The sequence below is a fragment of the Pseudomonas sp. 2hn genome, assembly GCF_019646095.1.
Taxonomy (GTDB): domain Bacteria; phylum Pseudomonadota; class Gammaproteobacteria; order Pseudomonadales; family Pseudomonadaceae; genus Aquipseudomonas; species Aquipseudomonas peradeniyensis.
Map to the genome: position 1 here is coordinate 1,046,096 of NZ_CP081016.1, position 21,868 is coordinate 1,067,963.

Sequence of the window (21,868 nt, forward strand, 5' to 3'; positions counted from 1 at the left end):
TTCAATCTGGCAAAGCTGCATCCGGACAATTGGAAGAGGATGTTGCGGGAGGAGAAAGCGTTACTCGCCTTCGTCGAAGAAGTTGTTGATCAGCTCGACCAGCGCATCCATGGCTTCAGCGTCCTGCTCGCCTTCGGTGTGCAGGTGCACCGGCGTGCCCTTGCCGGCGGCGAGCATCATCACCGCCATGATGCTCTTGCCGTCCACCAGCTTGTCCGGCGCGCGGCCGACCCGCACCTGGCAGGGGAAGCGACCGGCCACGCCGACGAACTTGGCGGCCGCCCGCGCATGCAGGCCCAGCTTGTTGATGATGGTGATTTCGCGGGCGGGCATCGTGGGGCGGATCCTGTGGGCTAGAGGTCGCGGTGGCGGACCTGGACGTTTTTCAGGGATTGCTGGAGCAGTTGGCCAAGCCGTTCGGTGATGTACACCGAGCGGTGGTGGCCGCCGGTACAGCCGATGGCGATGGTGACATAGGCGCGGTTGCTGGCGGCGAAGCGCGGCAGCCATTTGAGCAGGTAACCGGAGATGTCCTGGAACATTTCCTCGACGTCCGGCTGGGCGGCCAGGTAGTCGATTACCGGCTGTTCGAGGCCGGAATGCTCGCGAAGTTCCGGCTTCCAGTACGGATTGGGCAGGCAGCGCACGTCGAACACCACATCGGCGTCCACCGGCATGCCGCGCTTGAAGCCGAATGACTCGACCAGGAACGCGGTGCCTGGCTCGGGTTGGTTGAGCAGGCGCAGCTTGATCGAATCGCGCAGCTGGTAGAGGTTCAGGCTGGTGGTGTCGATCTTCAGGTCGGCGAGGTCGGCGATCGGCCCGAGCAGCTCGCTTTCCACGCGGATCGCCTCGGCCAGCGAGCGACTGTCATTGGTCAGTGGGTGGCGCCGGCGGGTTTCCGAGAAGCGCTTGAGCAGGGTGTCTTCGTCGGCGTCCAGGTACAGCACGTCGCACTGGATATGCCGTGAGCGTGCCTCTTCGAGCAGTTCGGGGAAGCGCGACAGGTGGCTGGGCAGGTTGCGCGCGTCGATGGACACCGCCACCTTCGGTTGCAGCAGCTCGGTGTTGATCAGCGCGTTTTCCGCCAACTGCGGCAACAACCCGGCGGGCAGGTTGTCGATGCAGTAGTAGCCGTTGTCTTCCAGCACGTCGAGGGCGGTACTCTTACCGGAGCCGGAGCGGCCGCTGACGATGATCAGGCGCATGTTCAGTGCTCGTTCTGTACGTCCAGGACGACCTGGTAAAGGGTCTCGCTGCTGTCGGCGGCACGCAGGCGATCGCGGACCTCCTTGCGATCGAGCATGCTGGCGATCTGGCGCAGCAGTTCAAGGTGGGCATCGGTGGCGGCTTCCGGGACCAGCAGGACGAACAGCAGGTCGACCGGGGCGCCATCGATGGCATCGTAATCGATGGGGGCATCCAGGTGCAGCAGGGCGCTCACTGGCGCGGTGCAGCCCACAAGCCGGCAGTGGGGAATGGCGATGCCATTGCCAAAACCGGTGGAGCCCAGTTTTTCCCGAGCGATGAGCTTGTCGAAGACGTCTTGCATCTCCAGCTCGGGTACTTGCTCGGCGATCAGGGTGGCGACCTTTTCCAGGGCGCGCTTCTTGCTGCCGCCCGGCACGTTCACGAGGGAACGGCCGGGGGTCAGGATGGTTTCAAGTCGGATCATGGATGAGGGGGATCAGCGGGCGGCTGCGCCTTGCAGCAGGCTTTGCTGTTTTTCCTTGTGTTTTTTCAGTTGGCGATCGAGTTTGTCGGCCAGGGCGTCAATCGCCGCGTACATGTCTTGATGTTCGGCGTTGGCGACGACTTCGCCACCGGGAATCTGGAGTGTGGCTTCCACCTTCTGCTGCAGCTTCTCGACCTTCATGATCACCGTCGCATTGGTGATCTTGTCGAAATGACCCTCGACGCGGGCGAGCTTCTCGAGCACGTAATCGCGCAGTGGTTGGGTGACTTCTACATGCTGTCCACTGATGTTGACTTGCATACAGCTTCTCCTTTGTTGCCCGTGCATAAAGAGGCAGGTATTGCACCTGCCACTGAAACGCTGTGGCACATCCCGGGGCTACATCAGTCGCTTGCGCTCGCTCGATGGGGCGATGCCCAACGATTCGCGGTACTTGGCGACGGTGCGACGGGCTACCTGGATGCCTTGTGCCTCCAGTAAACCAGCGATCTTGCTGTCACTCAATGGCTTTTTCTGATTTTCCGCCGCCACCAGTTTCTTGATGATCGCGCGGATCGCCGTGGACGAGCATTCGCCGCCTTCGGCGGTGCTTACGTGGCTTGAGAAAAAGTATTTCAGTTCGTAGATGCCGCGTGGGGTGTGCATGTATTTCTGCGTGGTCACCCGCGAGATGGTCGACTCGTGCATGCCCACCGCCTCGGCGATATCGTGCAGCACCAGCGGCTTCATGGCCTCGTCGCCATGGTCGAGGAAGCCGCGCTGGTGCTCGACGATCTGCGTCGCCACCTTCATCAGCGTTTCGTTGCGGCTCTGCAGGCTCTTGATGAACCAGCGCGCTTCCTGCAGCTGGTTGCGCATGAAGGTGTTGTCGGCGCTGGTGTCGGCGCGGCGGACGAAGCCGGCGTACTGCGGGTTGACCCGCAGGCGCGGTACCGCTTCCTGGTTGAGCTCGACCAGCCAGCGCTCGCTGTCCTTGCGCACGATGACGTCGGGCACGACGTACTCGGGCTCGCTGGACTCGATCTGCGAGCCGGGGCGCGGGTTGAGGGTCTGTACCAGTTCGATGACCTGGCGCAGCTCGTCTTCCTTGAGCTTCATGCGGCGCATCAGCTGGCTGTAGTCGCGGCTGCCGAGCAGGTCGATGAAATCGGTGACCAGGCGCTGGGCCTCGCTCATCCACGGTGTCGAGGCAGGCAGCTGGCGCAGTTGCAACAGCAGGCATTCGCCCAGGGAGCGGGCGCCGATACCGGCGGGCTCGAATTGTTGGATGCGATGCAGCACCGCCTCGACCTCGTCCAGCTCGATGTCGAGCTCCGGGTCGAAGCCTGCGCAGATCTCCTCGAGGGTGTCTTCCAGGTAGCCCTGGCCGTTAATGCTGTCGATCAGGGTGACGGCGATCAGGCGGTCGGTGTCGGACATCGGCGCCAGGTTGAGCTGCCACAGCAGGTGGCTCTGCAGGCTCTCGCCGACCGAGGTGCGGGTGGTGAAGTCCCACTCGTCGTCATCGTTGCTCGGCAGGCTGCTGGCGCTGGTCTGGTAGATGTCTTCCCAGGCGGTGTCGACCGGCAGTTCGTTGGGGATGCGCTCGGCCCATTCGCCGTCTTCGAGGTTTTCCGCGGTGCTGCTGGTACTGGTTTCCTGGAAACTGTTGTCCTGGACTTCGGCGGCCGGCTTGTTCTCGGCGTTGTCCGCCATCGGGTCGCTGTTGTCGAAGTCCTCGCCGTCTTCCTGACGTTCGAGCATCGGATTGGACTCCAGCGCTTCCTGGATTTCCTGCTGGAGGTCCAGGGTGGAGAGCTGAAGCAGACGGATGGCCTGTTGCAACTGCGGGGTCATCGTCAGTTGCTGGCCCATTTTTAGGACGAGCGATGGTTTCATGGCTGGGGCTTGATACCTTGTTGCCGGCGCGCATGCGCCATCCACTACACGGAGGGCGCCTGGGCGCCGATTTTAAGCAAGTTGTATGCCTGAAATTGCAGCGTTTGCCTAGAGCACTGTAACAACTTAAGCCTCGAACAGGCGCTTGCGCCAGTGCTCCGGGCAGGCCGGGTCAGAGTCGGAACTCGTGCCCCAGGTACACTTCCTTGACCAGCTGGTTGGCCAGGATGGTCTCGGCGTCGCCTTCGGCGATCAGCTGGCCATCGTTGACGATGTAGGCAGTCTCGCAGATGTCCAGGGTCTCGCGAACGTTGTGGTCGGTGATCAGTACGCCGATGCCCTTGTTCTTGAGGTGGTGGATGATCTGCTTGATGTCGCCGACGGAGATCGGGTCGACGCCGGCAAAGGGTTCGTCCAGCAGGATGAACTTGGGCGCGGTGGCCAGGGCGCGGGCGATCTCGACGCGGCGGCGTTCGCCGCCGGAGAGGCTCATGCCGAGGTTGTCGCGGATGTGGCTGATGTGGAATTCCTGCAGCAGGCTTTCCAGCTCCTTGCGCCGGCCGTCGCGGTCGAGGTCCTTGCGGGTCTCGAGGATGGCCATGATGTTGTCGGCCACCGACAGCTTGCGGAAGATCGAGGCTTCCTGCGGCAGGTAGCCGATGCCGGCCTGGGCGCGCCCGTGCATGGGCTGGTGGCTGACGTCGAGGCTGTCGATCAGCACCCGACCCTGGTCGGCCTGGACCAGGCCGACGATCATGTAGAAGCAGGTGGTCTTGCCGGCGCCGTTGGGGCCGAGCAGGCCGACGATCTGGCCGCTGTCGATGGACAGGCTGACGTCGCGAACGACCTGCCTGCCCTTGTAGCTCTTGGCCAGGTGCTGGGCTTTGAGGGTTGCCATTTACTCGGCCTTTTTCTTCGGTTGAATGACCATGTCGATGCGCTGACGTGGTGCAGTCACGTTGCCACCGCGACCGGCGGTAGCCACCTGGGTCTTGGTGTTGTAGACGATCTTCTCGCCTTCGGTGGTGTTGCCTTCGTTCTCGACCTTGGCGCGATCGGTGAGGATCACCATGTCTTTCTGCGCCTGGTACTGGATGGTCACGGCCCAGCCTTTCATCTTGTCGGGCTTGGCGGCGCTCTGCTGCTGCTCGAAGTAGGCCAGGTTGCCCACCGAGGTGACCACGTCGATGTCGCCGGAGGCGGCGCGGGTCATGGTCACGGTGTTGCCTTTGATCATCATCGAACCTTGGGTGATGATCACGTCGCCGGTATAGGTGGCAACGCCCTGCTTGTCGTCCAGGTGGGCGTTGTCCGCCTGGATGCGGATCGGCTGGTCACGGTCGTTCGGCAGGGCGAAGGCGCTCGCGCTTCCCAGTGCTACGCCCAGGCTGAGCAGAAGGGGGATGGTTTTAACGAGCCTCATACTGTCCTCTTACGTTAGAGAGCAGGTCCATCCTGCCTTCTTTCAAATACGCTTTCATTCCTTTGCCCGTAGTCGTGCCACCGGCGCCGTCGATTCTAACGGCTTGCTCGGTCTGCGCATATTGCTTCTGCGGGAACACGGTCATGCGTGTGCTGGTGATGATGGTTTCACGTTGCTTCTCGTCGGTGCGCGCCACGCGCACATCGTCGATCAGTTCGACCTCGGTGCCGTCCGGGTTGACCTCGGCGCGCTTGCTCTGCACGTGCCAGGGGTACTCGGTGCCGCGGTACATGTGCAGGTCGGGCGTGGTCACCAGGGTAACCTCGCTGGCCTTGAGGTGCTCGACCTTGGCGGCGGTCATCTCGTACTGCAGCTTGCCGTCGGGCAGGAACTGCAGGCTGTGGGCGTTGATCGCGTAGTAGTCGATGGCGCTCTGGTCGACCTGGGCCTGCGGCTGGTCGAGGAAGCTCTCCGGGCTGATGTTCCAATAGCCTACCGCAACCAGCACGGCGGCGATCCCGCCTAGCAGCGCGACATTTCTGATCTTCTTGCTGAGCATGGGCAGCCTTACAGGTAATGGGCGTTGGCAGCGTCCAGGGTGCCCTGGGCCTGCATGATCAGTTCGCAGAACTCGCGGGCGGCGCCTTCGCCGCCGCGGGCCTGGGTGACGCCGTGGGCGTGCTGGCGAACGAATGCCGCGGCGTTGTGCACCGCCATGCCCAGGCCGACGCGGCGGATTACCGGCAGGTCGGGCAGGTCGTCGCCGAGGTAGGCGACCTGTTCATAGCTTAGATTGAGTTCGGCGAGCAGGCCGTCCAGCACCACCAGTTTGTCCTCGCGGCCCTGGAACAGGTGCGGGATGCCGAGGTTCTTCGCCCGGCGCTCGACCACCGGGGTCTTGCGCCCGCTGATGATCGCGGTGGTCACGCCCGCGGCCATGAGCATCTTGATGCCGTGGCCATCGAGGGTGTTGAAGGTCTTGAACTCGCTGCCGTCCTCGAGGAAGTACAGGCGGCCGTCGGTGAGCACGCCATCGACGTCGAACACCGCCAGCTTGATGGCCTTGGCGCGTTGCATCAGGTCCTGGTTCATTTACATCACTCCGGCGCGCAGCAGGTCGTGCATGTTCAGGGCGCCGGTCGGGCGGTCGTCCTGATCGACGACCACCAGCGCGCTGATCTTGTGGTCTTCCATGATCTTCAGTGCCTCGGCGGCGAGCATCTCGGCGCGGGCGGTCTTGCCGTGGACGGTCATGACCTCGTCGATGAGGGTCTTGTGCACGTCGATGTTGCGGTCCAGGCTGCGGCGCAGGTCACCGTCGGTGAACACGCCGGCGAGCTTGCCGTCGTCACCCAGGACCACGGTCATGCCCAGGCCTTTGCGGGACATTTCAAGCAGCGCGTCCTTGAGCAGGGTGCCGCGTTTGACCTGGGGCAGCTCCTCGCCGGCGTGCATGACGTTCTCGACCTTCAGCAGCAGGCGACGACCCAGCGCGCCACCGGGGTGGGAGAAGGCGAAATCCTCGGCGGTGAAGCCGCGGGCTTCGAGCAGGGCGATAGCCAGGGCATCGCCCAGCGCCAGCGCGGCAGTGGTGGAGGAGGTCGGCGCCAGGTTGAGCGGGCAGGCTTCCTGGGCGACGCTGGCGTCGAGGTTGACCTCGGCGGCCTGGGCCAGGGGCGAGCCCGGATTGCCGGTCAGGCTGATCATCTGGATGCCCAGGCGCTTGATCAGCGGCAGCAGGGTGACGATCTCGGCGGTGCTGCCGGAGTTGGACAGGGCAAGAATGACATCGTCCCGGGTGATCATGCCCATGTCGCCGTGGCTGGCCTCTGCCGGGTGCACGAAGAACGCCGGGGTGCCGGTGCTGGCCAGGGTGGCGGCGATCTTGTTGCCGATATGCCCCGACTTGCCCATGCCCACCACCACGACCCGTCCCTTGCTGGCCAGGATCAGTTCGCAGGCCTTGACGAAATCACCGTCGATGCGGGCCAGCAGGGCCTCCACGGCCTCGAGTTCGAGGCGCAGGGTGCGCTGGGCGGATTGGATCAGCTCGCTGGATTGGGTCATGTCGAAACGCAATGCCTGATGAAAAGGCGGCGATTATAGCCGCAATGTGTGAAAGGCTCATCCTTCGAATGTCATATGGATGCCGCGCCAGCCTGTCTGTGCCCTGAACGAGTGGGGGGACGCCCTTGGGGCGGGCCTATCAGCGGTGCTATAGTTCGCCGCTATTCAGCCCGCAGGGGACCTGTGTGCCTTCAAGATGAAGGCAGGCGTCCACATGACGAGGCTGCACTAGCAAGGAGTCTAGATGAGTGTGGATAGCGCCTACGCGGTCGAGTTGAAGGGCGTCACCTTCAAGCGCGGTTCGCGCAGCATTTTCAGCAATGTGGACATACGCATTCCCCGCGGCAAGGTCACCGGCATCATGGGGCCTTCGGGGTGCGGCAAGACCACCTTGCTGCGCCTGATGGGCGCGCAGTTGCGCCCGTCCGGTGGCGAGGTCTGGGTCAACGGGCAGAACCTGCCCGCGCTGTCGCGCAGCGACCTGTTTGATGCGCGCAAGCAGATGGGCGTGCTGTTCCAGAGCGGCGCGCTGTTCACCGACCTGGATGTGTTCGAGAACGTGGCCTTCCCGCTGCGGGTGCATACGCAGCTGTCGGACGAGATGATCCGTGACATCGTGCTGATGAAGCTGCAGGCCGTGGGCCTGCGCGGCGCCATCGACCTGATGCCCGACGAGCTGTCCGGCGGCATGAAGCGCCGCGTGGCACTGGCCCGGGCGATCGCCCTCGATCCGCAGATCCTCATGTACGACGAACCGTTCGTCGGTCAGGACCCGATCGCCATGGGCGTGCTGGTGCGCCTGATCCGCCTGCTCAACGATGCCCTGGGCATCACCAGCATCGTGGTTTCCCACGATCTCGCGGAAACCGCGAGCATCGCCGACTACATCTATGTGGTCGGCGACGGCCAGGTGCTGGGGCAGGGCACGCCGGACGAACTGATGGGCTCGGACAATCCGCGCATCCGCCAGTTCATGAAAGGCGACCCGGACGGCCCGGTACCCTTCCACTTCCCTGCGCCTGACTACCGCGCCGATCTGCTGGGGACGCGTTGATGCGCAGAAAATCCTTACTCGAACGTATCCGTCTGTTCGGCCGTTCGGCCATCGATGTGCTGGCCGTGCTGGGACGCTCGTGCCTGTTCCTCGGCCATTCGCTGGGCGGGCGCAGCGGCATCGGTGGCTTCCAGCTGCTGGTCAGGCAACTGTATTCGGTGGGCGTGCTGTCGCTGGCGATCATCGTCGTGTCCGGCGTGTTCATCGGCATGGTACTGGCCCTGCAGGGCTACAGCATCCTCGCCAGGTACGGCTCGGAGCAGGCCGTGGGGCAGATGGTTGCCCTGACCCTGCTGCGCGAGCTGGGGCCGGTGGTCACCGGCTTGCTGTTCGCCGGCCGCGCGGGCTCCGCGCTGACCGCCGAGATCGGCAACATGAAGTCCACCGAGCAGCTGTCGAGCCTGGAGATGATCGGCGTCGACCCGCTCAAGTACATCGTCGCCCCGCGCCTGTGGGCCGGCTTCATCTCGCTGCCGCTGCTGGCGCTGATCTTCAGCGTGGTCGGCATCTGGGGCGGCTCATGGGTCGCCGTGGACTGGCTGGGCGTCTATGAGGGTTCGTTCTGGGCCAACATGCAGAACAGCGTTTCGTTCAGCGACGACGTGATCAACGGGCTGATCAAGAGCCTGGTGTTCGCCTTCGTCGTCACCTGGATCGCCGTATTCCAGGGGTACGACTGTGAGCCCACTTCAGAAGGGATCAGCCGTGCCACCACCAAGACCGTGGTCTATGCCTCGTTGGCAGTCCTGGGTCTGGACTTTATTCTGACCGCCTTGATGTTTGGAGATTTCTGATGCAAAACCGCACCCTGGAAATCGGTGTCGGCCTGTTCCTCCTGGCCGGGATCCTGGCGCTGCTGCTGCTGGCCCTGCGTGTCAGCGGGCTGTCGGCCAGCCCGAGCAGCGACACGTACAAAGTTTATGCGTACTTCGACAATATCGCCGGTTTGACGGTCAGAGCTAAAGTGACCATGGCCGGTGTGACCATCGGCAAGGTCACGGCCATCGATCTGGACCGCGATTCCTACACCGGTCGGGTCACGCTGCAGCTGGACAAGCATGTCGACAACCTGCCGACCGACTCCACTGCCTCGATCCTGACCGCAGGCCTGCTGGGCGAGAAGTACATCGGCATCAGCGTGGGTGGCGAGGACGCGGTACTCAAGGACGGCAGCACCATCCACGACACCCAGTCGGCGCTGGTGCTGGAAGACCTGATCGGCAAGTTCCTGCTCAACTCGGTGGGCAAGGAACCGAAAGAAGCACAACCGGCTAATTAAGGAGTTTCCATGATTTCGATCCTGCGACGTGGCCTGCTGGTTCTGCTGGCGGCCTTCCCCTTGCTGGCCCTGGCGGCGCCGGGGCAATCCGCCCGTGATGTGATCCAGGGCACCACCACGCAGCTGCTCAGCGACCTGAAGGCCAACAAGGAGCAGTACAAGGCCAACCCCGAGGCGTTCTACAACGCGCTCAACAGCAACCTCGGCCCGGTGGTCGATGCCGACGGCATTTCCAAGAGCATCATGACCGTCAAGTATTCGCGCAAGGCGACGCCCGAGCAGATGCAGCGCTTCCAGGAGAACTTCAAGCGCAGCCTGATGCAGTTCTACGGCAACGCCCTGCTGGAGTACAACAACCAAGGGATCACCGTCGACCCGGCCAAGGCCGAGGACGGCGACCGCACCAGCGTCGGCATGAAGATCACCGGCACCAACGGCGCGGTCTATCCGGTGCAGTACACCATGCAGAAGCTCGATGGCGAGTGGAAGGTGCGCAACGTCATCGTCAACGGCATCAACATCGGCAAGCTGTTCCGCGACCAGTTCCAGGACGCCATGCAGCGCAACGGCAACAACCTGGACAAGACCATCGACGGCTGGGCCGGCGAAGTGGCCAAGGCCAAGGAAGCGGCGGACAGCTCGCCGGATAAGGAAGTCAAATGAGCGATGCCGCCGTGAGCATGGCCGAGCCGGGCGTCCTCGCCCTGGCCGGCGTGCTGGACTACCGCAGCGGCCCGGCCCTGCGCAAGCAGGGCAAGACGCTGGTCGAGGCGTGCCGCGAACCGCGCCTGGTGCTCGATTGCTCCGCGGTGGTGAAGTCGAGCAGTGTCGGCCTGTCTTTGTTGCTGGGCTTCATGCGCGATGCCCAGGCGGCCGGCAAGACCTGGGAACTGCGCGGTATTCCCGAGGATATGCGGGAAATCGCCGGGGTCTATGACCTCGATGAAGTCCTGGCAGGCTGATGCCCTGCCGTTCGGGAAAGGCCCCTCGGTCAGCGCGCCCTCTCATGGGCTTCGCAGGCGAGGGGCTTTTTTGTATGATGGCCGACCCGCGCGCGTTGGGCGCCGATCGAGGTTGAGCATGCAGGCCGTAGAAGTCAAAAGCTTTCTGGAAGAGAAATTGCCGGGAACCCGGGTCGAAGTTGAAGGCGAAGGCTGCAACTTCCAGTTGAACGTGATCAGCGACGAGCTGGCCGGCCAGAGCCCGGTCAAGCGTCAGCAGGCGATCTATGCTCACCTCAATCCGTGGATCGCCAACGGCAGCATTCACGCGGTAACCATGAAATTCTTCAGCAGCGCAGCCTGGGCTGAGCGCACCTGAGCCAACTTGGCGGCGAGATACGTATGGACAAACTGATTATTACTGGCGGCGCGCGCCTTGACGGCGAGATCCGCATTTCCGGCGCGAAGAACTCGGCGCTGCCGATCCTCTCGGCCACCCTGCTGTGCGATGGTCCGGTCACGGTCGGCAACCTGCCGCACCTGCACGACATCACCACTATGATCGAGCTGTTCGGCCGCATGGGCATCGAGCCTGTGATCGACGAGAAGCTCTCGGTGGAAATCGATCCGCGCACCATCAAGACCCTGGTCGCTCCCTACGAGCTGGTCAAGACCATGCGCGCCTCGATCCTGGTGCTCGGCCCGATGGTCGCCCGCTTCGGTGAAGCCGAAGTCGCCCTGCCGGGCGGTTGCGCCATCGGTTCGCGTCCGGTCGACCTGCACATCCGCGGCCTGGAGGCCATGGGTGCGAAAATCGACGTCGAAGGCGGCTACATCAAGGCCAAGGCGCCCGAGGGCGGCCTGCGCGGCGCGCACTTCTTCTTCGACACCGTGAGCGTCACCGGCACCGAGAACATCATGATGGCCGCCGCCCTGGCCAAGGGCCGCAGCGTGCTGCAGAACGCCGCCCGCGAGCCGGAGGTGGTCGACCTGGCCAACTTCCTGATTGCCATGGGTGCGAAGATCCAGGGCGCCGGCACCGACACCATCACCATCGATGGCGTCGAGCGTCTGCAGCCGACCACCTACCGCGTCATGCCCGACCGTATCGAGACTGGCACCTACCTGGTCGCCGCTGCCGTGACCGGTGGCCGCGTCAAGGTCAAGGACACCGATCCGACCATCCTCGAAGCCGTCCTGGAGAAGCTCAAGGAAGCCGGCGCCGACATCACCACCGGTGAAGACTGGATCGAGCTGGACATGCACGGCAAGCGTCCGAAGGCCGTGAACCTGCGTACCGCCCCGTACCCGGCGTTTCCGACCGACATGCAGGCGCAGTTCATCTCGCTCAACGCCATCGCCGAAGGCACTGGCGCGGTGATCGAGACCATCTTCGAAAACCGCTTCATGCACGTCTACGAGATGCACCGCATGGGCGCGCAGATCCAGGTCGAGGGCAACACCGCCATCGTCACTGGCGTCAAGGCGCTCAAAGGTGCTCCGGTGATGGCCACCGACCTGCGCGCTTCCGCCAGCCTGGTGCTGTCGGCGCTGGTCGCCGAAGGTGACACCCTGATCGATCGCATCTACCACATCGACCGTGGCTACGAGTGCATCGAGGAAAAACTGCAGATGCTGGGCGCGAAGATCCGTCGCGTACCGGGCTAGTCGTCTGTACGGCGCAGGGACGCGCCCTGAATCTTTTGCGGTCGGGCCCTGTGCCCGGCCGGCTATAGCTGCTTAAGGACCGACGTTCCAATGTTGACCATCGCGCTATCCAAAGGCCGTATTCTCGACGATACCCTGCCACTGCTGGCCGAAGCCGGTATCGTGCCGACCGAGAATCCGGACAAGAGCCGCAAGCTGATCATCCCGACCACCCAGGATGATGTCCGCCTGCTCATCGTGCGTGCCACCGACGTGCCGACCTATGTCGAGCATGGCGCCGCCGACCTCGGTGTGGCCGGCAAGGACGTGCTGATGGAATACGGCGGCCAGGGCCTGTACGAGCCCCTGGACCTGCAGATCGCCCAGTGCAAGCTGATGACCGCCGGCGTGACCGGTGCGCCCGAGCCCAAGGGCCGCCTGCGCGTGGCCACCAAGTTCGTCAACGTAGCCAAGCGCTACTACGCCGAGCAGGGCCGCCAGGTCGACATCATCAAGCTGTACGGCTCCATGGAGCTGGCGCCGTTGATCAACCTCGCCGACAAGATCATCGACGTGGTCGACACCGGCAACACCCTGCGCGCCAACGGCCTCGAGCCCCAGGAACTGATCGCCACGATCAGCTCGCGCCTGGTGGTCAACAAGGCCTCCATGAAAATGCAGCACGCCCGTATCCAGAGCCTGATCGACACCCTGCGCAACGCTGTCGAATCGCGACACCGCGGCTGACCTCTGCGCGCGACCTCCGCTGTCGCGCCCGTCTATCCGCGTCATAGCCAATTTTCTCAGGTGCCCGCGCGGATGGAGTGGTAGCTTTAGGGCGCCTGAACATCCGCTAATAACGAGGCCCTCGCCATGACCGTGTCCACTGCAATTGCCCGTCTCAACGCCGCTGACCAGGATTTCGCCCGACATCTGGATCATCTGCTGAGCTGGGAAAGCGTGTCTGATGACGCGGTCAACCAGCGCGTGCTCGACATCATCAAGGCCGTGCGCGAGCGTGGCGATGCGGCGCTGGTGGAATTCACCCAACGCTTCGACGGTGTCGAAGCCAAGGGTATCAATGACCTGATCCTCGACCGCGCGCGCCTGGAACTGGCCCTGACCCGCATCACCCCGGTGCAGCGCGAAGCCCTGGAAAAAGCCGCCAACCGTGTGCGTATCTACCACGAGCGGCAGAAGCAGGACTCCTGGCAGTACACCGAGGCCGACGGCACCGTGCTCGGCCAGAAGGTCACCCCGCTTGACCGCGCCGGCCTGTACGTGCCGGGCGGCAAGGCGTCGTACCCGTCGTCGGTGTTGATGAACGCGATTCCGGCCAAGGTGGCCGGTGTGGCCGAGGTGGTGATGGTGGTGCCGACCCCGCGTGGCGAGGTCAACGAGCTGGTGCTGGCCGCCGCCTGCATCGCCGGTGTCGACCGGGTGTTCACCATCGGTGGCGCCCAGGCAGTCGCGGCCCTGGCCTACGGCACCGAAAGCGTGCCGCAGGTGGACAAGATCGTCGGCCCGGGCAACATCTACGTGGCCACTGCCAAGCGCCATGTGTTCGGCCAGGTCGGCATCGACATGATTGCCGGCCCTTCGGAGATCCTGGTGGTGTGCGACGGCCAGACCGATCCGGACTGGATCGCCATGGACCTGTTCTCCCAGGCCGAGCACGACGAAGACGCCCAGGCCATCCTGGTCAGCCCGGACGCCGAGTTCCTCGATCGCGTGGCCGCGAGCATCGACAAGCTGCTGCCGACCATGGAGCGTGCCGAGATCATCGAGAAGTCGATCAACGGACGTGGCGCGCTGATCCAGGTGCGTGACATGCAGCAGGCCATCGAGGTGGCCAACCGCATCGCTCCCGAGCACCTGGAACTGTCGGTGGCCGACCCGCAGGCCTGGTTGCCGCAGATTCGCCACGCCGGCGCGATCTTCATGGGTCGCCACACCAGCGAGGCGCTGGGCGACTACTGCGCCGGCCCTAACCACGTGCTGCCGACTTCCGGCACCGCGCGCTTCTCTTCGCCCTTGGGCGTGTATGACTTCCAGAAGCGTTCGTCGATCATCTTCTGCTCCGAGCAGGGCGCGTCCGAGCTGGGTCACACCGCTTCCGTGCTGGCCCGGGGCGAATCGCTGACCGCCCACGCGCGCAGCGCCGAATACCGCATCCTCAACGAGAAGGGGAACTGAGCATGAGTCGATTCTGGAGTCCCTTCGTCAAGGACCTGGTGCCTTACGTGCCGGGCGAGCAGCCGAAGCTGGCGCGGCTGGTCAAGCTGAACACCAACGAGAACCCCTATGGCCCGTCGCCCAAGGCGCTGGAGGCCATGCGTGGCGAGCTCAACGACAACCTGCGCCTGTATCCGGACCCGAACGGTGACCGGCTCAAGCAGGCGGTGGCCGAGTATTACGGCGTGACGCCGGCGCAGGTGTTCGTCGGCAACGGCTCGGACGAGGTGCTGGCGCACATCTTCCACGGCCTGTTCCAGCATGACCGTGGGCCGCTGCTGTTCCCGGACGTGAGCTACAGCTTCTACCCGGTGTATTGCGGCCTGTACGGTATCGCGTTCGAGCAGGTGGCGCTGGATGAGCAGTTCCAGATCCGGGTTTCGGATTACAGCAAGCCTAATGCCGGGGTCATCTTCCCCAACCCCAATGCGCCGACCGGTTGCCTGTTGCCGCTTGAGGCGGTCGAGCAACTGCTGCAGGCCAACCGGGATTCGGTGGTGGTGGTCGATGAGGCCTACATCGATTTCGGTGGCGAGACGGCCATCAGCCTGGTCGATCGCTATGACAACCTGCTGGTGACCCAGACCTTGTCCAAGTCGCGTTCGCTGGCGGGGCTTCGGGTTGGGTTGGCGGTTGGTCATCCGGACCTGATCGAGGCGTTGGAGCGGATCAAGAACAGCTTCAACTCGTATCCGTTGGATCGCATGGCGATTGTCGGGGCGGCGGCGGCGTTTGACGACCGTGAGTATTTCGATGAGACCTGTCGCAAGGTTATCGATAGCCGAGAGGTGTTGGTTGCCGAGTTGGTAGCGCGGGGGTTTGAGGTGCTGCCTTCGGCGGCGAACTTCATCTTTGCCCGGCATCCCGGGGAGGATGCGGCGGGGATCGCGGCTCGGCTTCGGGAGCAGGGGGTGATTGTTCGGCACTTCAAGCAGGAGCGGATTGCGCAGTTCCTGCGGATTACCGTTGGGACGCCGGAGATGAATCAGGCTTTGCTTGATGCTTTGAATTGATTTCAGGGGGTTGACTGGGGGCGGGTTCGAAGTTTTTATTATGACTTCTGACTCGCGCCTTGTTGTTTTAATATTTCTGTTTTGGCTTTTTCAAGCGGCGACGCTTATATCGCTGTTTCGCCTTGCGGCGACTTACTTTTGTCTTGACTCGCCGTCCGCGTCAAAAGTAAGCAAAACCGCGCGCTCATTCATCCGGCCCCTGCGCTTCGCTCCGGGGTTCCCTCACTCCGGCCTTGCTCCCGGGAGGACCGCGCTGCAGGGCCCATCCTGGGCCCCAGCGCTTGACGGGCATCCATGCCCGTCACCTCCCTCCGCAAGACCTACGCTCGGCCTCCTGAAGTCGCGCAAGTTACGGGCGGCGCCTGGGCTGGCGCAGCTGTCGCTAGTTAGAAATTCAATAATCTCTCGATCGTATCGCGGGACAAGCCCGCTCCCACGCAATAGTCGTCGTTATATAGATCTCTGTAGGAGCGGGCTTGCCCCGCGAAAGGGTCGGAACAGCCAATATATAACTAACTATCAATCAAATAGCTTCGCATCTCTTGCTCTTGCTCTTGCTCTTGCTCTTGCTCTTGCTTCTAAGCGCGCGATAGTTCAGGCAACACCAATTGCGACTTCAGGAGGCCGAGCGGAGTTCTTGCGGAGGGAGGTGACGGCCATGGATGGCCGTCAAGCGCTGCGCCCCAGGATGGGGCGTTCAGCGCGGTCCTCCCGGGAGCAAGAACGGAGCGAGGGGACCCCGGAGCGCAGCGTAGGGGCCGGATGAACGGAGCGGGGCGGCTTTGGTTACTTTGGCCAAGACCAAAGTAACCCGCCGTAAGGGCGGAAAGGTGACTAAATGTCGATATCGTCTACGAATGCGCATAAAAAAATCAAAACCCACGCCCTGAAATTCGAACCCAAACCCTTGCCCAATCCCCCCCCAACCGCTATCGTCCAACCCCAAGAAAATTCATCCGATGACTGGACGTACCCACCCCGTGACCCCGCTCATCAAACGCTCCCTGGTAGAACAAGCCGTAGACCAGCTCCGCGACCGCATCGCCAAGGGCACCTGGTCGATAGGCCAACGCCTACCCACAGAACCAGAGCTGGCCAGCGACCTGGGCATCAGCCGCAACACCGTCCGCGAGGCCATGCGCGTCCTGGCCTTCAGCGGCCTGGTGGAAATCCGCCAGGGCGACGGCAGCTACCTGCGTACCGCCGTGGACCCCTTGCAGGCCGTGCAGGTCATGTCCCGCTGCGCAGTCGAACACGCCCGCGAAACCCGCCATATCCTTGAAGCAGAAGCCATTGGCCTGGCCGCCATGCGCCGCACCGACGCCGACCTGCAGGCCCTGCGCGAGGCCTTGCAGCACAGCGCGGAGCACTTCCATGGCGATGTCGACGCCTACGTAGAATGCGACCTGGTCTTCCACCAGCGCCTGGTGGACGCCGCCCACAACCCCGCCCTGAGCGAGCTGTACCGCTATTTCTCCAGCGTGGTCCGCGCCGCCCTGCAGCACAACATGACCACCGTCCCCCGCTGCCAGGCCGTGTTCGACCTGCACGGGCAGATCCTCGACGCCCTCGAACAACGCGATCCGGAACGGGCCAAGCACCTGAGCCGGACCCTCATCGAATCCTGACAACGAGAAGGCCATGGCCGAACAACTGACCCGCAACACCGCTCCCCGCGAGGCGGAGCTCGACGAACTGCTGATCGACGCCGAAGCCGACGACGAGCAGGTCCAGCAACAGCCCGTGGTGCTGCGCAGGCCCTGGCTGTTGCTGTTGGGCCTGGTGCTGGTGGCGCTGAACCTGCGTCCGGCGCTGTCGAGCATGTCGCCGGTGCTCGGCCAGGTCTCCGAAGGGCTGGGGCTCAGCGCATCGCAAGCCGGGCTGCTGACCACCTTGCCGGTACTGTGCCTGGGGCTGTTCGCGCCGCTGGCGCCGATCCTGGCGCGACGCTTCGGCAGCGAGCGGGTGATCTTCGGCATTCTGCTGACCCTGGCGCTGGGCATCCTGGTGCGCAGCACCCTGGGTGCCACCGGGGTGTTCCTCGGCAGCCTGATGGCGGGGGCGAGCATCGGCATCATCGGCGTGCTGCTGCCAGGTATCGTCAAGCGCGACTTCCCCCAGCACGCCGGTACCCTGACCGGCGTCTACACCATGGCGCTGTGCCTGGGCGCCGCGATGGCCGCCGGGGCCACGGTGCCCTTGACCCGCCACTTCGATGACAGCTGGGCACTGGGGCTGGGCTTCTGGCTGCTGCCTGCCCTGCTGGCGATGCTGGTCTGGTTGCCCCAGTCCCGTCAGGGCCATGGCGTGCACAAGGTCGCCTACCGCGTGCGCGGGCTGTGGCGCGACCCGCTGGCCTGGCAGGTGACGCTGTACATGGGCCTGCAGTCGTCGCTGGCCTACATCGTGTTCGGCTGGTTGCCTTCGATCCTGATCGGTCGCGGGCTGAGCCCGACCGAGGCGGGGCTTGTGCTGTCCGGTTCGGTGATCGTGCAACTGATCAGCTCCCTGAGCGCGCCCTGGCTGGCCACGCGTGGCAAGGACCAGCGCCTCGCCATCGTGGTGGTGATGCTGGTGACCCTGGGCGGGCTGTTCGGTTGCCTGTATGCGCCGATCGAGGGGCTGTGGGGCTGGGCGATCCTGCTCGGGCTGGGGCAGGGCGGCACCTTCGCCCTGGCACTGACCCTGATCGTGCTGCGCTCCAAGGACGCCCATGTGGCGGCGAACCTGTCGAGCATGGCCCAGGGCGTGGGCTACACGCTGGCTTCCATGGGGCCGTTCGCGGTGGGCCTGGTGCATGACTTGACCGGTGGCTGGAGCGCGGTGGGCTGGATCTTCGCGGTGCTGGGCGTCGGGGCGATCCTGTTCGGTCTCGGCGCCGGGCGCGCGCTGCATGTGCAGGTCAACAGCGAGCACGTTTAAGGCGCTGGCCTGCCCCGTGATCGTCATTCACGACGCGAATGGGCATGGTGTTGCTGGCATCCAGGCAGTATCTTGCGGGTTTCGCACCTTGCGCAGGAACAGTCCATGAGCGATGCCAACAGCGCCCTGATCACCCGTTTCTACCAGGCCTTCCAGCGCCTGGATGCCGAGGCCATGGTGGCCTGCTACAGCGAAGACATCGTCTTCAGCGACCCGGTCTTCGGCACCCTGCGCGGGCGTGACGCGGGTGATATGTGGCGGATGCTCACCGCCCGCGCCAAGGACTTCACCCTGACTTTCGACGACGTGCGCAGCGATGGCGCGCACTGGGTGGCGACCTACCTGTTCAGCCAGACCGGGCGGGTGGTGGTCAACGATATCCAGGCGCGCTTCGTGATCCGCGACGGGCTGATCTGCCAACACGACGATACCTTCGGCCTGTGGCGCTGGGCACGTCAGGCACTGGGCATGCCGGGTGTGCTGCTGGGCTGGACGCCGATGCTGCAGAACAAGGTGCGCCATCAGGCGTTCAAGGGGCTTCGCGCATTCCAGCAGGCGCGCTGAGGCGTTAAGCTGGCGGCCTTCTTCCGTTGCACCGAACCGAGCCGTGAGCGAAACAGCGCCTTCCCCCGATTGCAAACCCTGGTACGTCTACCTGGTGCGTGCCGCCAATGGCTCGTTGTACTGCGGTATCAGCGACGATCCGCAGCGACGGTTCATCAAGCACCAGAAAGGGCAGGGCGCGCGCTATTTCAAGACCAGCCCGGCGCAGGCGCTGGTGTATGTGGAGCAATGGCCGGACAAGGGCGAGGCGTTGCGCCAGGAGCGGTTGGTGAAGAAGCTGCGCAAGGCGGCGAAGGAGGCGTTGGTGGCGTCCTATGCCGGACTCGGGGGGTAGTGTCCTCGCCAGGGCGCCTTGGTCCTGCACACCTATGGCGCCGCCTTGTTCCCTGTTCAGTGCTTCATGCCTAGTTCGGCATCATCCATCAATGCTTTGGCCAGGGCGCTCAGGTAATACGACGCCCAGAGTAACTGAGGCTTTTCCTCCATGATCCCGGTGATGGTCAGGTCGCGTACGCAGCCCATCAGTTCCGAGGCCTGGTCGCGGGCGTGCTGGCAGGGGATGCCGGGTTCGATGCAGAACAGCGGGTCGGTCATGCCTTCGCCCTGGTAGAACTTGGTCTTGCCGACGGTGGTGGGGGTGTTGTCTGTGGTCATGATTTTTCTCCCTGAAAGGGTCGGTGCCTGTGCGGGCGCCATCGCGGGGCAAGCCCGCTCCCACGCAGCCGAGGCCTACTGAGTGCTGGCGTGGGAGCGGGCTTGCCCCGCGATTGGGCTTAATGCAACGTCGGCGCCTGCGCCGGCATCTGTACCTGGATCAATGCCGCTTCGAGCAACACACGCAGCGACTCCATTTCATGCATCGACGCCATCATCAGCACGGCAGCCGGCGACCTGGGTTTGAGCTGCACGGCGTGATGGGCAACGGTCAAGGCGCACAGGGCGTACTCGGTGGCCTGGATGAGGGTGTCTTCGAGGGAATGAGGGTTGTGGGGTGGATCGGGGACGATCTTTAGCATTTTGGGGCACCTGGATAGGGCCACCACACGCCTGCTGTCAAACAAGAAGGTGGCAGCTGTACATGGGTTGACAGACCGGTAGGCATCCCAAAACCCGGCGCACATAAAGTGCCCCACGCACAGCCGCCATGAAGGCTAAGCCACGGGAATAAACCTAGGACGGCCTGTCAAAGCCGATCGCTGAATGTGCAGCGACTGCCCGAGACTAGAGGCCAACCCAGACCACCGCAATGGCTTGAAAGGGCTTGGGAGTATGTTTGGGAAATGGACTACAGGGAATGGGGAAAGTCTGATGAATCGGTGCTTATTTTGAGATCGCTGGGGCTGCTTTGCAGCCCTTTCGCGGCACAAGGCCGCTCCTACAAGGGGAGCGCGATTCCTGTAGGAGCGGCCTTGTGCCGCGAAAGGGGCGCAACGCGCCCCCGGCTATTTCAGTCCTTGCGCCGCTTCAACTGATCGATCAGCTGCGTCGGCAAGCCCTTGATCACCAGCGTCCCGGCTTCCTCGTCATACTCCACCTTCGACCCGAGCAAATGCGCCTCGAAGCTGATCGACAACCCCTCCGCACGCCCGGTAAAGCGCCGGAACTGGTTGAGGGTACGCTTGTCGGCCGGGATCTCCGGCGACAGCCCGTAGTCGCTGTTGCGGATATGGTCGTAGAACGCCTCGGGGCGGTCCTCGTCGATCAGGCTGGAGAGCTCCTCCAGCGTCACCGGCTCGCCCAGCTTGGTCTGGGTGGTGGCATAGTCGACCAGGGTCTGGGTCTTCTCCCGGGCAGATTCTTCCGGCAGGTCTTCTTTCTCGACGAAGTCGCTGAAAGCCTTGAGCAGGGTGCGGGTCTCGCCCGGGCCGTCGACGCCTTCCTGGCAGCCGATGAAGTCGCGGAAATAATCCGAGACCTTCTTGCCGTTCTTGCCCTTGATGAACGAGATGTACTGCTTGGAGTTCTGGTTGTTCTTCCACTCGGACAGGTTGACCCGCGCCGCCAGGTGCAGCTGGCCCAGGTCCAGGTGGCGCGACGGGGTGACGTCGAGTTCGGCGTTCACCGCCACGCCTTCGCTGTGGTGCAGCAGGGCGATGGCCAGGTACTCGGTCATGCTTTGCTGGTAATGAGCGAACAGCACGTGGCCGCCGGTGGACAGGTTGGACTCTTCCATCAGCTTCTGCAGGTGCTCGACGGCGACGCGGCTGAAGGCGGCGAAGTCCTTTTCCTCATCCAGGTACTGCTTGAGCCAGCCACTGAACGGGTAGGCGCCGGACTCGCCGTGGAAAAAGCCCCAGGCTTTGCCTTGCTTGGCGTTGTAGCTGTCGTTGAGGTCGGCCAGCAGGTTCTCGATGGCGTCGGAGGCTGCCAGTTCGCTGTCGCGCGCATGGAGCACGGCGGGGCTGCCATCGGGCTTCTTGTCGATCAGGTGAACGATGCAATGACGGATTGGCATGGAATTCTCGGTGGTCTGAGCGGTGAAAAGCCGCGCTGCAAAAGTCGCTCAGTTTACCTCAGGGTGGGGGTGATGCAGTGGCCAGATATTGGCACAAATGCCAGTTGTTCGTTTTTTGTTCATTTTTTTGCGATTTTTCCGAAAACCCCCGAAAAACCTGCACAAAATCAATGTCGACAGCGGATATTTCTCGATTCCTGTGGTAGCTTTGCGCGGTCTTGCGCCCCTTGGGTGGCGCATTGCTGGCAGATCGCTTGCGCGGTGTCGAACCAAACGCCGATTTGCGTATCTACATACGCGATCGACGCGGCCTCTGGATTGTCCCGGGCTGGCCCGACCACCGACCAAACATGCTGCACAACCTCTGATTTGATAGGGAAGGAACACCACCATGGCACTGACCAAAGACCAACTGATTGCCGACATTGCTGAATCCATCGACGCGCCGAAAACCACCGCGCGCGCTGCTCTGGAGCAACTGGGCCAGATCGTTGCCGACCAACTGGAAAACGGCGCCGAAATCACCCTGCCAGGCATCGGCAAGCTGAAAGTCTCCGAGCGTCCTGCCCGTACCGGCCGCAACCCTTCGACTGGCGCCGCCATCGAAATCGCTGCCAAGAAAGTCGTCAAGTTCGTTCCAGCCAAAGTGCTGACCGACTCGATCAACAAGTAATTGTTGATGCGTTGACGAAAC

28 protein-coding genes are annotated in these 21,868 nt (G+C 63.4%); 15 read left to right on the forward strand and 13 right to left on the reverse strand.

What is annotated here, in order from left to right; all coding sequences use genetic code 11:
• Positions 1-60: 60 nt before the first annotated feature.
• The 10 genes from K2O50_RS04865 to K2O50_RS04910 all read right to left on the reverse strand — a co-directional run bounded on the left by K2O50_RS04865 (position 61) and on the right by K2O50_RS04910 (position 7,064).
• Positions 61-333 (reverse strand): HPr family phosphocarrier protein, encoded by a 273-nt coding sequence (locus K2O50_RS04865; protein WP_050704095.1) that lies wholly within the window; start codon positions 331-333, stop codon positions 61-63.
• A gap of 20 nt (positions 334-353) precedes the next feature.
• Positions 354-1,208: an RNase adapter RapZ gene (gene rapZ / locus K2O50_RS04870; protein WP_050704096.1), complete on the reverse strand. Its 855-nt coding sequence runs from the start codon at positions 1,206-1,208 to the stop codon at positions 354-356.
• 2 nt (positions 1,209-1,210) lie between these two features.
• Positions 1,211-1,675, reverse strand: coding sequence for a PTS IIA-like nitrogen regulatory protein PtsN (gene ptsN / locus K2O50_RS04875; RefSeq protein ID WP_050704097.1), 465 nt, complete (start codon positions 1,673-1,675; stop codon positions 1,211-1,213).
• 12 nt (positions 1,676-1,687) lie between these two features.
• Positions 1,688-1,996 (reverse strand): ribosome hibernation-promoting factor, HPF/YfiA family, encoded by a 309-nt coding sequence (hpf, locus tag K2O50_RS04880; RefSeq protein ID WP_011532415.1) that lies wholly within the window; start codon positions 1,994-1,996, stop codon positions 1,688-1,690.
• A gap of 78 nt (positions 1,997-2,074) precedes the next feature.
• The gene (locus tag K2O50_RS04885; protein WP_050704098.1) at positions 2,075-3,574 is read right to left on the reverse strand and encodes an RNA polymerase factor sigma-54; all 1,500 of its coding nucleotides are present in this window, start codon (positions 3,572-3,574) and stop codon (positions 2,075-2,077) included.
• A gap of 172 nt (positions 3,575-3,746) precedes the next feature.
• Positions 3,747-4,472: an LPS export ABC transporter ATP-binding protein gene (gene lptB / locus K2O50_RS04890; RefSeq protein WP_011532417.1), complete on the reverse strand. Its 726-nt coding sequence runs from the start codon at positions 4,470-4,472 to the stop codon at positions 3,747-3,749.
• Positions 4,473-4,997 carry a lipopolysaccharide transport periplasmic protein LptA gene (gene lptA / locus K2O50_RS04895; protein ID WP_011532418.1) on the reverse strand — a complete coding sequence of 175 codons (525 nt, stop codon included), beginning with the start codon at positions 4,995-4,997 and terminating at the stop codon, positions 4,473-4,475.
• Positions 4,984-5,556 carry an LPS export ABC transporter periplasmic protein LptC gene (lptC, locus tag K2O50_RS04900; protein WP_028689658.1) on the reverse strand — a complete coding sequence of 191 codons (573 nt, stop codon included), beginning with the start codon at positions 5,554-5,556 and terminating at the stop codon, positions 4,984-4,986. Before lptC ends, lptA begins: the two co-directional genes overlap by 14 nt.
• 8 nt (positions 5,557-5,564) lie before the next feature.
• Entirely contained in the window at positions 5,565-6,089 is a 525-nt protein-coding gene (locus K2O50_RS04905; protein WP_028689659.1) for an HAD family hydrolase, read from the reverse strand.
• Entirely contained in the window at positions 6,090-7,064 is a 975-nt protein-coding gene (locus K2O50_RS04910) for a KpsF/GutQ family sugar-phosphate isomerase (protein ID WP_050704099.1), read from the reverse strand.
• A gap of 244 nt (positions 7,065-7,308) precedes the next feature.
• On the opposite strand from K2O50_RS04910, the gene K2O50_RS04915 reads away from it, so the two are divergent.
• The 14 genes from K2O50_RS04915 (at position 7,309) to K2O50_RS04980 (ending at position 19,053) form a co-directional block, all read left to right on the forward strand.
• On the forward strand, positions 7,309-8,118 hold the full coding sequence (locus K2O50_RS04915) for an ATP-binding cassette domain-containing protein (RefSeq protein ID WP_028689661.1): 810 nt from the start codon (positions 7,309-7,311) through the stop codon (positions 8,116-8,118).
• Positions 8,118-8,912: a lipid asymmetry maintenance ABC transporter permease subunit MlaE gene (gene mlaE, locus K2O50_RS04920; RefSeq protein ID WP_050704100.1), complete on the forward strand. Its 795-nt coding sequence runs from the start codon at positions 8,118-8,120 to the stop codon at positions 8,910-8,912. Before K2O50_RS04915 ends, mlaE begins: the two co-directional genes overlap by 1 nt.
• Positions 8,912-9,397: an outer membrane lipid asymmetry maintenance protein MlaD gene (mlaD, locus tag K2O50_RS04925; protein ID WP_028689663.1), complete on the forward strand. Its 486-nt coding sequence runs from the start codon at positions 8,912-8,914 to the stop codon at positions 9,395-9,397. The genes mlaE and mlaD overlap by 1 nt, the downstream gene beginning before the upstream one ends.
• 9 nt (positions 9,398-9,406) lie before the next feature.
• The gene (locus K2O50_RS04930; RefSeq protein WP_050704101.1) at positions 9,407-10,060 is read left to right on the forward strand and encodes a phospholipid-binding protein MlaC; all 654 of its coding nucleotides are present in this window, start codon (positions 9,407-9,409) and stop codon (positions 10,058-10,060) included.
• Entirely contained in the window at positions 10,057-10,359 is a 303-nt protein-coding gene (locus tag K2O50_RS04935) for a lipid asymmetry maintenance protein MlaB (protein ID WP_050704102.1), read from the forward strand. Before K2O50_RS04930 ends, K2O50_RS04935 begins: the two co-directional genes overlap by 4 nt.
• 118 nt (positions 10,360-10,477) lie before the next feature.
• Complete coding sequence (locus K2O50_RS04940; protein ID WP_028689666.1) at positions 10,478-10,717, forward strand: BolA family protein; 240 nt, start codon at positions 10,478-10,480, stop codon at positions 10,715-10,717.
• Between the two features lie 23 nt (positions 10,718-10,740).
• On the forward strand, positions 10,741-12,006 hold the full coding sequence (gene murA, locus K2O50_RS04945; protein ID WP_050704103.1) for a UDP-N-acetylglucosamine 1-carboxyvinyltransferase: 1,266 nt from the start codon (positions 10,741-10,743) through the stop codon (positions 12,004-12,006).
• 90 nt (positions 12,007-12,096) lie between these two features.
• The gene (gene hisG, locus K2O50_RS04950) at positions 12,097-12,732 is read left to right on the forward strand and encodes an ATP phosphoribosyltransferase (RefSeq protein ID WP_011532429.1); all 636 of its coding nucleotides are present in this window, start codon (positions 12,097-12,099) and stop codon (positions 12,730-12,732) included.
• Between the two features lie 126 nt (positions 12,733-12,858).
• Positions 12,859-14,181: a histidinol dehydrogenase gene (gene hisD / locus K2O50_RS04955; RefSeq protein ID WP_050704104.1), complete on the forward strand. Its 1,323-nt coding sequence runs from the start codon at positions 12,859-12,861 to the stop codon at positions 14,179-14,181.
• 2 nt (positions 14,182-14,183) lie between these two features.
• Positions 14,184-15,233, forward strand: coding sequence for a histidinol-phosphate transaminase (gene hisC, locus K2O50_RS04960; protein WP_050704105.1), 1,050 nt, complete (start codon positions 14,184-14,186; stop codon positions 15,231-15,233).
• Between the two features lie 959 nt (positions 15,234-16,192).
• Entirely contained in the window at positions 16,193-16,861 is a 669-nt protein-coding gene (locus tag K2O50_RS04965; RefSeq protein ID WP_050704108.1) for a FadR/GntR family transcriptional regulator, read from the forward strand.
• 13 nt (positions 16,862-16,874) lie between these two features.
• Entirely contained in the window at positions 16,875-18,155 is a 1,281-nt protein-coding gene (locus K2O50_RS04970) for an MFS transporter (protein WP_050704109.1), read from the forward strand.
• 105 nt (positions 18,156-18,260) lie between these two features.
• Positions 18,261-18,719: a nuclear transport factor 2 family protein gene (locus tag K2O50_RS04975; protein WP_050704110.1), complete on the forward strand. Its 459-nt coding sequence runs from the start codon at positions 18,261-18,263 to the stop codon at positions 18,717-18,719.
• A gap of 43 nt (positions 18,720-18,762) precedes the next feature.
• A complete protein-coding gene (locus tag K2O50_RS04980; protein ID WP_050704111.1) occupies positions 18,763-19,053 on the forward strand; it encodes a GIY-YIG nuclease family protein in 291 nt (96 codons plus the stop codon).
• 56 nt (positions 19,054-19,109) lie between these two features.
• Here K2O50_RS04980 and K2O50_RS04985 read toward each other — a convergent pair whose 3' ends face one another.
• The 3 genes from K2O50_RS04985 to yejK form a co-directional block, all read right to left on the reverse strand.
• On the reverse strand, positions 19,110-19,373 hold the full coding sequence (locus tag K2O50_RS04985) for a DUF3077 domain-containing protein (protein ID WP_050704112.1): 264 nt from the start codon (positions 19,371-19,373) through the stop codon (positions 19,110-19,112).
• A 119-nt stretch (positions 19,374-19,492) separates the two neighbouring features.
• Positions 19,493-19,735 (reverse strand): hypothetical protein, encoded by a 243-nt coding sequence (locus tag K2O50_RS04990; protein WP_046854291.1) that lies wholly within the window; start codon positions 19,733-19,735, stop codon positions 19,493-19,495.
• Positions 19,736-20,166: 431 nt separating this feature from the next.
• Complete coding sequence (gene yejK / locus K2O50_RS04995) at positions 20,167-21,174, reverse strand: nucleoid-associated protein YejK (RefSeq protein ID WP_050704113.1); 1,008 nt, start codon at positions 21,172-21,174, stop codon at positions 20,167-20,169.
• A gap of 391 nt (positions 21,175-21,565) precedes the next feature.
• Here yejK and K2O50_RS05000 point away from each other — a divergent pair, with 391 nt between their 5' ends.
• Complete coding sequence (locus K2O50_RS05000; protein ID WP_011535502.1) at positions 21,566-21,847, forward strand: HU family DNA-binding protein; 282 nt, start codon at positions 21,566-21,568, stop codon at positions 21,845-21,847.
• Positions 21,848-21,868 lie beyond the last annotated feature (21 nt).

What these genes read in the sequence shown, in the direction of transcription:
- K2O50_RS04865 (WP_050704095.1), bottom strand. Translation starts at nt 333, where the DNA reads ATGCCCGCCCGCGAAATCACCATCATCAACAAGCTGGGCCTGCATGCG.
- rapZ (WP_050704096.1), bottom strand. Translation starts at nt 1,208, where the DNA reads ATGCGCCTGATCATCGTCAGCGGCCGCTCCGGCTCCGGTAAGAGTACC.
- ptsN (WP_050704097.1), bottom strand. Translation starts at nt 1,675, where the DNA reads ATGATCCGACTTGAAACCATCCTGACCCCCGGCCGTTCCCTCGTGAAC.
- hpf (WP_011532415.1), bottom strand. Translation starts at nt 1,996, where the DNA reads ATGCAAGTCAACATCAGTGGACAGCATGTAGAAGTCACCCAACCACTG.
- K2O50_RS04885 (WP_050704098.1), bottom strand. Translation starts at nt 3,574, where the DNA reads ATGAAACCATCGCTCGTCCTAAAAATGGGCCAGCAACTGACGATGACC.
- lptB (WP_011532417.1), bottom strand. Translation starts at nt 4,472, where the DNA reads ATGGCAACCCTCAAAGCCCAGCACCTGGCCAAGAGCTACAAGGGCAGG.
- lptA (WP_011532418.1), bottom strand. Translation starts at nt 4,997, where the DNA reads ATGAGGCTCGTTAAAACCATCCCCCTTCTGCTCAGCCTGGGCGTAGCA.
- lptC (WP_028689658.1), bottom strand. Translation starts at nt 5,556, where the DNA reads ATGCTCAGCAAGAAGATCAGAAATGTCGCGCTGCTAGGCGGGATCGCC.
- K2O50_RS04905 (WP_028689659.1), bottom strand. Translation starts at nt 6,089, where the DNA reads ATGAACCAGGACCTGATGCAACGCGCCAAGGCCATCAAGCTGGCGGTG.
- K2O50_RS04910 (WP_050704099.1), bottom strand. Translation starts at nt 7,064, where the DNA reads ATGACCCAATCCAGCGAGCTGATCCAATCCGCCCAGCGCACCCTGCGC.
- K2O50_RS04915 (WP_028689661.1), top strand. Translation starts at nt 7,309, where the DNA reads ATGAGTGTGGATAGCGCCTACGCGGTCGAGTTGAAGGGCGTCACCTTC.
- mlaE (WP_050704100.1), top strand. Translation starts at nt 8,118, where the DNA reads ATGCGCAGAAAATCCTTACTCGAACGTATCCGTCTGTTCGGCCGTTCG.
- mlaD (WP_028689663.1), top strand. Translation starts at nt 8,912, where the DNA reads ATGCAAAACCGCACCCTGGAAATCGGTGTCGGCCTGTTCCTCCTGGCC.
- K2O50_RS04930 (WP_050704101.1), top strand. Translation starts at nt 9,407, where the DNA reads ATGATTTCGATCCTGCGACGTGGCCTGCTGGTTCTGCTGGCGGCCTTC.
- K2O50_RS04935 (WP_050704102.1), top strand. Translation starts at nt 10,057, where the DNA reads ATGAGCGATGCCGCCGTGAGCATGGCCGAGCCGGGCGTCCTCGCCCTG.
- K2O50_RS04940 (WP_028689666.1), top strand. Translation starts at nt 10,478, where the DNA reads ATGCAGGCCGTAGAAGTCAAAAGCTTTCTGGAAGAGAAATTGCCGGGA.
- murA (WP_050704103.1), top strand. Translation starts at nt 10,741, where the DNA reads ATGGACAAACTGATTATTACTGGCGGCGCGCGCCTTGACGGCGAGATC.
- hisG (WP_011532429.1), top strand. Translation starts at nt 12,097, where the DNA reads ATGTTGACCATCGCGCTATCCAAAGGCCGTATTCTCGACGATACCCTG.
- hisD (WP_050704104.1), top strand. Translation starts at nt 12,859, where the DNA reads ATGACCGTGTCCACTGCAATTGCCCGTCTCAACGCCGCTGACCAGGAT.
- hisC (WP_050704105.1), top strand. Translation starts at nt 14,184, where the DNA reads ATGAGTCGATTCTGGAGTCCCTTCGTCAAGGACCTGGTGCCTTACGTG.
- K2O50_RS04965 (WP_050704108.1), top strand. Translation starts at nt 16,193, where the DNA reads ATGACTGGACGTACCCACCCCGTGACCCCGCTCATCAAACGCTCCCTG.
- K2O50_RS04970 (WP_050704109.1), top strand. Translation starts at nt 16,875, where the DNA reads ATGGCCGAACAACTGACCCGCAACACCGCTCCCCGCGAGGCGGAGCTC.
- K2O50_RS04975 (WP_050704110.1), top strand. Translation starts at nt 18,261, where the DNA reads ATGAGCGATGCCAACAGCGCCCTGATCACCCGTTTCTACCAGGCCTTC.
- K2O50_RS04985 (WP_050704112.1), bottom strand. Translation starts at nt 19,373, where the DNA reads ATGACCACAGACAACACCCCCACCACCGTCGGCAAGACCAAGTTCTAC.
- K2O50_RS04990 (WP_046854291.1), bottom strand. Translation starts at nt 19,735, where the DNA reads ATGCTAAAGATCGTCCCCGATCCACCCCACAACCCTCATTCCCTCGAA.
- yejK (WP_050704113.1), bottom strand. Translation starts at nt 21,174, where the DNA reads ATGCCAATCCGTCATTGCATCGTTCACCTGATCGACAAGAAGCCCGAT.
- K2O50_RS05000 (WP_011535502.1), top strand. Translation starts at nt 21,566, where the DNA reads ATGGCACTGACCAAAGACCAACTGATTGCCGACATTGCTGAATCCATC.